At 69.3% G+C, this 10,177-nt stretch carries 6 protein-coding genes; 1 reads left to right on the top strand and 5 read right to left on the bottom strand.

The features are described from left to right. Positions 1-106 precede the first annotated feature (106 nt). Positions 107-439, bottom strand: coding sequence for a phosphoribosyl-ATP diphosphatase (gene hisE / locus AAHM41_RS18580; RefSeq protein WP_342238056.1), 333 nt, complete (start codon positions 437-439; stop codon positions 107-109). Between the two features lie 331 nt (positions 440-770). Here hisE and AAHM41_RS18575 point away from each other — a divergent pair, with 331 nt between their 5' ends. Then, the gene (locus AAHM41_RS18575; protein WP_342238055.1) at positions 771-1,796 is read left to right on the top strand and encodes a LacI family DNA-binding transcriptional regulator; all 1,026 of its coding nucleotides are present in this window, start codon (positions 771-773) and stop codon (positions 1,794-1,796) included. Here AAHM41_RS18575 and AAHM41_RS18570 read toward each other — a convergent pair. From AAHM41_RS18570 to AAHM41_RS18555, 4 genes are all read right to left on the bottom strand, one after another. After that, complete coding sequence (locus tag AAHM41_RS18570) at positions 1,793-4,342, bottom strand: calcium-binding protein (RefSeq protein ID WP_342238054.1); 2,550 nt, start codon at positions 4,340-4,342, stop codon at positions 1,793-1,795. The two genes, AAHM41_RS18575 and AAHM41_RS18570, sit on opposite strands and share 4 nt — an antisense overlap. Before the next feature lie 186 nt (positions 4,343-4,528). Next, the gene (locus AAHM41_RS18565) at positions 4,529-6,784 is read right to left on the bottom strand and encodes a calcium-binding protein (protein WP_342238053.1); all 2,256 of its coding nucleotides are present in this window, start codon (positions 6,782-6,784) and stop codon (positions 4,529-4,531) included. Positions 6,785-6,962: 178 nt separating this feature from the next. Continuing rightward, positions 6,963-9,521: a beta strand repeat-containing protein gene (locus tag AAHM41_RS18560; RefSeq protein WP_342238052.1), complete on the bottom strand. Its 2,559-nt coding sequence runs from the start codon at positions 9,519-9,521 to the stop codon at positions 6,963-6,965. 287 nt (positions 9,522-9,808) lie between these two features. Next, positions 9,809-10,051, bottom strand: a complete 243-nt coding sequence (locus tag AAHM41_RS18555; RefSeq protein ID WP_342238051.1) for a hypothetical protein — start codon at positions 10,049-10,051, stop codon at positions 9,809-9,811. Positions 10,052-10,177 lie beyond the last annotated feature (126 nt).

Here is a 10,177-nt window from a genome sequence, read left to right as displayed (position 1 = left end):
GGGGGGGGCCGGGGTTTTTTTTTGTTTAAAATGGGGGGGCGGGGGGGGGGCCCGCCCCCGCGGCCCTATCGCAGAACCAGAGGAAGACGGAGCGCCGTCGGACCGGCTACCGGTCCTTCGGCAGCTTCTCGGCGATGCCGTACAGCTTCTGGCGGCGGTCCATCTCGTCCCAGACCTCGCAGGGACCGATGTCGAGCTCGGTCAGCAGCACCGTCAGGTTGAACATCAGGTCGGCGGCCTCCTCGATCACGGCCTGGCGTTCGCCCCGGACGGCGTCGATCGCCACCTCGGCCGCCTCCTCGACCAGCTTCTGCGCCATCTTCGGCACGCCGCTGTCGATCAGCTTCGCCGTGCGCGAGCTGAACTGCATGCGCGACCGCCGCTCCCGCAGTTCCCCCGCGAGAGCCTCCAGCCGATCCCGTCCGAGCGCCTGACCCATCTTCGCCCCCTGTCCGCTTCCCCCGGAACCGCCTCCCAACGGTCCTCGCGGGATCCTGCGCCGCGATCACGGCGCCCGAATGTTCCTTCCGCCACACAACCGCCTCGGGCTGTCCATGACGCGACCGGATCGGGCCCGTCCGCGCCATGTGCCCCGCTGCTTGCACGGCTGTGCAAGCTCGACATGAAAGAGCCGGCCTGTCAACCATCCATAGCCCCTGAATGGCCATGCCAGACCAGCAGTAGTGCTTGCCAACTGCACGGCTGTGCATATCATCGGCTGTTTCGCCGCCTGGGGACGGGCGGTCCCTCACCAGCAGGTCTGTTCCGTCGTGACCCGTCGCCGCAGCTTCGCCAGCGCCCAGCAGGTGGCCGAACAGGCGGGCGTGTCCCGCTCCGCCGTCTCGCGCACCTTCACCCCGGGCGCCAGCGTCTCGGCCGAGACCCGGCAGCGGGTGCTGCAGGCGGCGGAGGCGCTGGGCTACCACGTCAACCACCTGGCCCGCGGCCTGACCCGGCAGTCGAGCCGGATCGTCTGCATCGTCGCCTCCGACCTGGAGACGCCGCTGCGGTCGCGGATGGTCGGGGCCTTGACCGACCGGCTGCAGCACAGCGGCCGCGTCGCCATGCTGATCGGCACCAGCGGCCGCGGCGACGCCGACGCCCAATCGGCGCTGCGGCAGATCCTGAACTACCGCGCCGACGCCACCATCGTGCTGTCCGGCACGCCGTCGGAGGACATCACCCGGCTGTGCATCGCCGCCGGGCAGCGGGTGGTGCTGATCAACCGCGACGACCGGATCGAGGGGCCGGACAACATCGCCATCGACAGCGCCCTGCCCGGCCGGGTGGCGGTGGCCGCGTTCCGCCGTGCCGGCTGCCGGCGGCTGTGCCTGGTCACCTCGGCCCAGGGCACCCCCGCCCTGCTGGCGCGCGAGGCCAGCTTCGTCGCCGCCGCCCGGGCCGAGGGGATCGAGCCGGCGGTCTGGCGCGGCGGCCGCACCGTCTACGCCACCGGCCGGGCCGCGGCGCACGATCTGCTGCTGCGGCCGGACCGGCCGGACGCGGCCTTCTGCATCAGCGACCTGGTCGCCTTCGGCTTCCTCGACGCCGCGCGCCACGATCTGGGCCTGCGCGTGCCGGACGACCTCTGCGTCATCGGCTTCGACAACACCGAGCAGGCCGGCTGGACGGCCTACGACCTGACCACCTTCGACCAGTCGGTCGACGCCACCGGCGACGCGGTGATGGCGGCGCTGGAGTCCGCGGAGGGCACGGCGCCGCTGCGGCTGACGATCCCGGCGCCGCTGGTCTGGCGCCGCACCGTCCGCGGCCCGGCGCCGGATCGGGCCGGCTAAAGCACGAAGTCGGCGGCGACCAGGACGATGGTGCCGGTCAGGACGATGTTGAAGTCGGCCGTGCGGTTGCCGTTGACGTCGCCGGAGACGATGGTCCGGCCGGAATCGTGCCAATAATGAAGCTGGCCGGCGACGCCGGTGAAGGCGGCGGTGCCGATGAAGCTGAAGGCCTGGTTGTTGGCGACCGTGAACCTGGCGTCGATCGCCGCCAGGTCGATGCGGTCGCCCTGGGCATGGCTGAAATCGGTGATCCGGTCGGCATTGGCCCCGACCACGCTGTCGGCGAGGGTGGTGAAGTAATAGCGGTCGCCCCCGGCGCCGCCGGTGAGGGTGTCCTTGCCGGTCCCGCCGACGAGGGAGTCGCTGCCGTTCCAGCCCTGCAGCACATTGGCGCCGGCATTGCCGAAAAAGCTGTCATTGCCCTGGCTGCCGGAGAGGTTCTCGATGCCGGACAGGGTGTCGCCCTGCGCCTCGCCGCCGCTGGCGTTGCCGCTGACCAGGCTGACCAGGACTCCGGTCGTGCCGCCGTAGTAGCTGGCGGTGTCGAGGCCGGCGCCGCCGACCAGCGCATCCGCCCCGGCGCCGCCGCGGAGCACGTCGTTGCCGATGCCGCCGGTGAGCTGATCGTTGCCGGCCTCGCCCGACAGCGTGTCGCCGACGCCCCCGGTCACGCCGGTGGCGAGCACATCGTCGCCGGCGCCGCCGCGCAGCTCGACCGCGAAGCCCCAGCTGTTGGTGCGGATCCTGTCGTCGCCGGACGAGCCCTGGATCACTTCCCAATTGTACCAGGGATCGCCGCTGATGTCGGCGTCGAGCGCGCCCGACTGCCAGTCGGCCACCATGGCGCGGGTGAACACCATGGTGTCGCGGCCGGCGCCGCCATCCATCACATCCGTGCCGGCGCCGACATGGAGGAAGTCGTCGCCATCGCCGCCGCGGAGCGTGTCATCTCCCGCACCGCCGATCAGCGTGTCGGCGCCGCCGAGGCCGCTGAGGACGTCGTTCCCGCCCCGCCCGTCGAGCCGGTTGGTTCCGGACGACCCGGTCAGGGTGTCGCCATAGGACAACGTCCCCTCGATGTTCTCGATGCTGGAGATCACGTCGCCTTCGGCATGGCCGCCGCTGCACAGGCCGGTGCCAAGATCGACCGTCACCCCCGCATTGATATCGAAGGCGATGGTGTCGATGCCGGCACCGCCGTCGAGCCGGTCCGCCCCCGCGTCACCCTGCAGCAGGTCATCGCCAGCGCCGCCGAGGAGCGTGTCATCGCCGTCATGACCCTGGAGCTCGTCGTTGCCCTCGTAGCCGTTCAGGATATTGTCGCCGCCGCTGCCGCGAATGTAGTCTCCGGCCTTGCCGCCGTTGACGTTCTCGATGCGCCAGTAGGTATCGCCTTCGGCATCACCGCCGAATCCCTGGCCCGGGGCGCCACCCAGATCGAGCAGCACCGCTGCTGCGGCGCCGTAGAAGGTGAGGAGGTCGACGCCGTCGCCGCCGTCGATCGCGTCGGCACCGGCGCCGCCGCGAAGAATGTCGTTGCCGACCCCGCCGGAGAGACTGTTGGCGACGGCCGAGCCGGTGAGGATGTCGGCGTAAGCCGAGCCTTCCACCGCCTCGATGTCGGCTCCGATCACATCCCCCTGAGCATGGCCGCCCGAGGCGGTCAGCGTGGCTAGGTTCACAATCACGCCGGCGATGCTGCCCCCATAGGCAGCGGTGTCGATGCCGGCGCCGCCGACCAGTTGATCCGCCCCGGCACCGCCGGTCAGAATATCGTCGCCGATGCCGCCGAGGAGCGTATCGTTGCCTTCTCGACCGGTAAGGACGTCGTTGCCGTCGTAACCGTTCAGGACGTTGGCGACGGCATTGCCGTCGATATGGTCCCAGCCGCCGCCGCCGTTGACATTTTCGATGCCGGCAAAGCTATCGCCTTCGGCGTCGCCTTGGTAGCCTTGGCCGGACGACAGGGACACGTCCACCGTGCGGTCCGTACCGTAGAAGCTGACGAGATCGATGCCGGCGCCGCCGACGATCCGGTCCGCCCCGGCGCCGCCGCGGAGCACGTCGTTGCCGTCGCCGCCGACGAGCGTGTCGTCGCCATCGAGGCCGTTGAGGATATCGTTCCCACCCTCGCCGTAGAGCTGGTTGGCCACCGCCGAGCCGGTGAGGGTGTCGCCGTAGCGGGCGGTGCCCTGGATGTTCTCGATGCCGGAGATCACATCGCCTTCGGCGTCGCCGCCATGGCAGCTGCCGCTGGCGAGATCGATCTGAACCGCGGCGGCGCCGCCATAGCCGATCATGTCGGTGCCGGCGCCGCCGAAGAGCGTGTCCCGGCCGGCGCCCCCGACCAGGGTATCGTCGCCGTCGCCGCCGTCGACAAGGTCGTCGCCGCCGCCGCCGTAGAGGATGTCGGAGCCGCCGAGACCGTTCAGCGTGTCGCCGCCACCCGTCGCCTGAGGCATGTCGGTGAAGCCGGAGGGGACGGCCACCCCGTCGCCGGCGACATGGATCACATCGCTTCCCGCGGTTCCGTTGACGACAGCCATGATTGACCTCCTGTTTCAAGGGGGGCCCGATGCCGCCGGCAGTCTCGCCCGGAACCGGCGACAAGGCGTCGTCTGAATGGGGGATGCGCGCCTGCCGGAGTGGGAATAATTTGTCCGGCTTTCCCCACAGAGGCTGCCGGACCGCGCCTGGCCGGGCACGAGCCCGACCAGGACGGCCGGGCCGTTTCAGAGCACGAAATCGGCGGCGACGAGATTGATCGTGCCGGTCAGGACGATGTTGAAGTCGGCCGTGCGGTTGCCGTTGACGTCGCCGGAGACGATGGTCCGGCCGGAATCGTGCCAATAATGAAGCTGGCCGGCGACGCCGGTGAAGGCGGCGGTGCCGATGAAGCTGAAGGCCTGGTTGTTGGCGACCGTGAACCTGGCGTCGATCGCCGCCAGGTCGATGCGGTCGCCCTGGGCATGGCTGAAATCGGTGATGACGTCGGCATTGGCGCCGACCACGCTGTCGGCGAGGGCGGTGAAGTAATAGCGGTCGCCCCCGGCGCCGCCGGTGAGGGTGTCCTTGCCGGCGCCGCCGACGAGGGAGTCGCCGCCGTTCCAGCCCTGCAGCACATTGGCGCCGGCGTTGCCGTAGAGGCTGTCGCTGCCCTGGCTGCCGGAGAGGTTCTCGATGCCGGACAGGGTGTCGCCCTGCGCCTCGCCGCCGCTGGCGTTGCCGCTGGCCAGGCTGACCAGGACTCCGGTCGTGCCGGTGTAGTAGCTGGCGGTGTCGAGGCCGGCGGCGCCGACCAGCGCATCCGCCCCGGCGCCGCCGCGAAGCACGTCGTTGCCGGCGCCGCCGCGCAGCTCGACCGCGAAGCCCCAGCTGTTGGTGCGGATCCGGTCGTCGCCGGACGAGCCCTGGATCGCTTCCCAATTGTACCAGGGATCGCCGCCGATGTCGGCATCGAGCGCGCCCGACTGCCAGTCGGCCACCATGGCATGGGTGAACACCATGGTGTCGCGGCCGGCGCCGCCATCCATCACATCCGTGCCCGGGCCGACATGAAGGAAGTCGTCGCCATCGCCGCCGCGGAGCGTGTCGTCACCGTCGTCGCCGATCAGCGTGTCGGAACCGCCGAGGCCGCTGAGGACGTCGTTTCCTCCGATGCCATCGAACCGGTTGGCCACGGACGAACCGACGAGATTATCGGCAAAGGAGGTCGTACCCTGGATGTTCTCGATGCCGGAGATCACGTCGCCCTGGGCCTGGCCGCCGCTGCAGAGGCCGGTGCTCAGGTCGACCGCCACCCCGGCGGTACCGTAGTAGTAGATGGTATCGATGCCGGCGCTGCCGTCGAGACGATCCGCCCCGGCACTGCCCTGCAGGGCATCGTCGCCGATACCGCCGAGCAGCGCGTCGTCGCCGTCATACCCGAAAAGCCGGTCGTTGCCTTCAAAGCCATTGAGAGTATTGGCCGCTGCCGTGCCGTAGATCTGGTCGCCGGCAAGGCCGCCGTTGACGTTCTCGATCGCGGTATAGGTGTCGCCTGCGGCGTCGCCGCCAGAGCCCACGCCGCCCGACAGATCGATTCTCAGAGCGGCGGTGGCGCCATAGTAGCTGACGAGATCGATCCCGACGTCGCCGTTCAGGATGTCGGCCCCGGCGCCGCCGCGAAGGATGTCGTTGTCGCCTCCGCCATAGAGGCCATCGTTGCCGCCGAGGCCGCTGAGGATGTCGTTTCCTCCATTCCCGTGGAGAAGGTTGGATACGGCCGAGCCGATGAGGGTATCGCCATGGTTTCTCGAGCCCGCGACGTCCTCGATGCCGGAGACCACATCGCCCTGGGTGTGGCCGCCGCTGCCGAGGCCCCTGCCGAGATCCACGGTGACGGCAGAAGGGCTGTAGCGGTATTCGATGTCGTCCGTGCCGAGGCCGCCATCGAGCCGATCCGCCCCGGCGCCGCCCTCCAGAGCATCGTCACCATCGCCGCCGGTGAGGACATCATTGCCGTCCTCACCGCCGAGATAGTCGCCGCCGGCGTCCCCACGGAGCGAGTCACCTCCCCCGCCGCCGAGGAGATAGTCGCCGCCATCGGCGCCACCGATCGTGTTGGACGCCGCGGATCCGTACACACTGTCGTCGAAGCCGGTGCCCTCGACGTTCTCGACACCGGAGATGACGTCGCCGTTAGCGCCGCGAGCGTTGACAAGGTTGATGGAGACCGCCTGGGAGCCGTCATAACGGATGGTGTCGATGCCGGCGCCGCCGAGGAGCGTGTCCGCGCCGGCGCCCCCTACCAGGATGTCGCTGCCGTCGCCGCCGTCGAGCAGATCGCTTCCGCCGCCGCCGACAAGAAGGTCGGTGCCGCCGAGACCGCTCACCACGTCGTCGGAAGCCGTCGCCTGGGGCATGTCGGTGTAGCCGGGCGGGACGATCACCCCGTCGCCGGCGACATGGATCACATCGTTTCCCGCGGTTCCGTTGACGACGGCCATGATTGACGTCCTGTTTCAAGGGGGCGCGCCCGCTGCCAGTTTCGCCCTTGATCGCCCCGGCCGCATCAGCCGAACAGGGGATGCCTGCCTGCGGGATTGCGGATAGCTTGTCTGGTTCTCCGGGCAGACTCCATCGCCCTGGTCTGGGCACGGTGCCGACCAGGGCGATGGAGCCGGTTCAGAGCACGAAGTCGGCGGCGACGAGATTGATGCTGCCGGTCAGGGTGATGTGGAAATCCGAGACCGCGTCGCCGTCGACGTCGCCGGCGATGGTGGTCACGCCGTTGGCGATGGAGAAGCGCAGCTGGCCGGCGACGCCGCTGTAGAGGTTAGCGCCGATGAAGCTGAACGCCTGGTTGCCGTCGACGCCAGTGTCGGCGTCCATGACACTCAGGTCGATCTCGTCGTCCTGGGCGTGGCTGAAATCGGTGACGACGTCGGCATTGGCTCCGACCACGCTGTCGCCGAGGGCGGTGAAGACGATAGTGTCGGCTCCGATACCGCCGGCCAGCGTATCCTTGCCGGCACCGCCGACAAGGGTGTCGTTGCCGCCCCAGCCTTGCAGCACATTGGCCCCGGCGCTGCCGGTAAGCATGTCCCCGCCCAGGTTGCTGCCGGAGAGGTTCTCGATGCCGGCCAGCGTGTCGCCCGCGGCATCGCCGCCGCTGGCGGTGTTGGCTGCGAGGTCGACCGTGACGCCGGCCGCGCCGGTGTAGTAGCTGGCGGTGTCGATGCCGGCCCCGCCCTCGAGCGCGTCGGCCCCGGCGCCGCCGCGGAGCGTATCATCGCCGCCCCAGCCCTGCAGCTTGTTGGCGCCGCCGTTGCCGGAGAGGACGTCGCCGCCCAGGTTGCTGCCGGAGAGGTTCTCGATCCCGCTCAGCGTGTCGCCTGCGGCATCGCCGCCGCTGCTAGTGCCGGCGGCGAGGTCGACCGTGACCCCGGCCGCACTGGTGTACCAGCTGGCGGTGTCGATGCCGGCCCCGCCCTCGAGCACATCGGCCCCCGCCCCGCCGCGGAGAACGTCATCGCCGCCCCAGCCCTGCAGCGTGTTGGCCCCGCCATTGCCGGCGAGGATGTCGTTGCCCAGGTTGCTGCCGGAGAGGTTCTCGATCCCGGTCAGGGTGTCACCCGCGGCGTCGCCGCCGCTGGCCGTGCCGGTGGCGAGGTCGACCGTGACCCCGGCGGCACTGGTGTAGTAGCTGGCCGTGTCGATGCCGGCGCCGCCTTCGAGCGTGTCGGCCCCGCCGCCGCCGCGGAGCACGTCGCCGCCGCCCCAGCCCTGCAGCACATTGGCGCCGGCATTGCCGGCGAGGACATCGTCACCGATGTTGCTGCCGGAGAGGTTCTCGATGCCGCTCAGCGTATCGCCCGCGGCGTCACCGCCGCTGCCGGTGCCGGCGGCGAGGTCGACCGTCACCGCGCCGGCACTGGTGAAGTAGCTGGCGGTATCGGTGCCGGTGCTGCCGTCGAGCACATCGCCTCCTGCACCGCCGCGGAGCACATCGTCGCCCGCGCCGCCGAGCAGATAATCGTCTGCGCCAAGCCCGTCGAGGATGTCGTTGTCGCCGCCGCCGTCCATCTGGTCGCGCAGGCCGTCGCCAGCCAGGGTCTCGCTGCCCTCCGTCCCGGTGGTGGTGCGGATCAGCGCGTCGATCGAGGTTTCGATCGAGGTGCCATCGCCGTCGGAGTGGGCGCTCTCACACACGTTGACCACGACGCCGCCGGCCAGGCCCAGGATCTCGCCTTCGTAGACGCCATTGTTGACAAAGTACTTGGCGCCGACGGCAGCGCCATTCGGGTCGTAGGCCTGATAGTAGAAAATGCCGTTGTCGCTCCAGCCGACCACGAAGAAGCCGTTGGACAGGACAGTCACCGTCGGATCCAGTTGATCGCCCGCGATGTCGGCGTTGACCCGGATAAAGCCGCTGCGCGCCGATCCGTCGGCATTGTAGACGCGCGCTGTGATCTCGGTGCCGTCGGCACCGACCCAGCCGTTGTCGATATAGGCGACGACGAAGCCGCCATCCTGCAGGGCGGCGACCTGGATGTCCTGGTTGATCGAGCCGGCGCCGTCGATCAGGTGATGGCTGCCAGGCGGGTCGCCCGCAGCGGTCACGGGAACGCCCGATGCGTTGTAGAGCTGGAACCAGACGGAATGGTCGCCGCCGGCGGCCGCGGACTGCTCCCAGGCCACGACGAAGCCGCCCGAGGCGAGGCCGGCGATCGAGGCATGGTCGGTGGCGACGCCGAACTTGCCGTCGACGACGATCGGCCCGCCGGCCTCGTCTCCATCCACCTCGTATCGCTGGACCAGGAGATCGGTGTCGCCGGCCCCGTAGTCGCGGGTGTAGGCCACGGCGAAGCCGCCGGACCCCAGCGCCGCGACGTCGGATTCCCGCAGAGGCTTTGCATCGGCAGGCACCGCGAAATCCAGGAACGGGGCGCCGTCGCCGAGGATGCGGACCCGAACCGTATCGGTGCCCGAACTGCTGTCGGTAAAGGTCACGACGTTGTGGCCGTTGCCCAGCAGCGTCATGCTGGCGTCGAACTGGTTGCCTGTCAGCGTGGTGTTGAGGTCATGTTCTGCGCCCGGCGTGCCGTCGGCATCGACGTATCGGCCCCGGACAAGGGCGCTGCTGATGCTCCAGGCCCCCAGATAGCCCCCATCGGCGGTCGCGGCGATGGCGACGTCCGACTGACTGCCGAGCGTCTGACCGTTCAGGATAAAGTGGGGCACGACGGATGCCCATGAGTAGGAAATTGTAGCCATGGTCCCCCCTCTTCTTCAAATTTCAGGGCGGCAAAGGCTTGTGACCGAACTGCGCCAGACGGCCGCGATGCGAGATCACAGCCGAGGTGGTTCTCTGTTGCTCGTGGCGGCTTTTTTCCCTTGATCCCGCCGCATTCCAATCGGACCAAGAGAGAATATTGTTATCCAGACACTCTTCTCCGGCCGCCGGATCTTCCAGGGATCAACGCATGGCCGGGATTCACTCGGCAATGGGCAGCAGGGCGCATGTTATTTTAGGAAAGTGTGCCAGAATTATGGCCGCCGAGCCATCTCGCGAGGAGCGTGTCTGCGCCGGCGCCCCCTACCAGGATGTCGCTTCCGTCGCCGCCGACCAGAAGGTCGGTGCCGCCGAGACCGCTCACCACGTCGTCGGAAGCCGTCGCCTGGGGCATGTCGGTGTAGCCGGGCGGGACGATCACCCCGTCGCCGGCGACATGGATCACATCGTTTCCTGCGCTTCCGTTGACGACGGCCATGATCGCCCTTCCCTGCTGCAGATGCGGCGGCGCGCCCGATGCCAGTTTCGCCCTTGACCGCCCCGGCCGCATCAGCCGAACAGGGATAGCTTGTCTGGTTCTCCGGGCAGACTCCATCGCCCTGGT

This window comes from Inquilinus sp. OTU3971, assembly GCF_038440215.1.
Note: the sequence above shows the minus strand (reverse complement) of the source record. Positions and strands in the feature narration are given on the sequence as shown.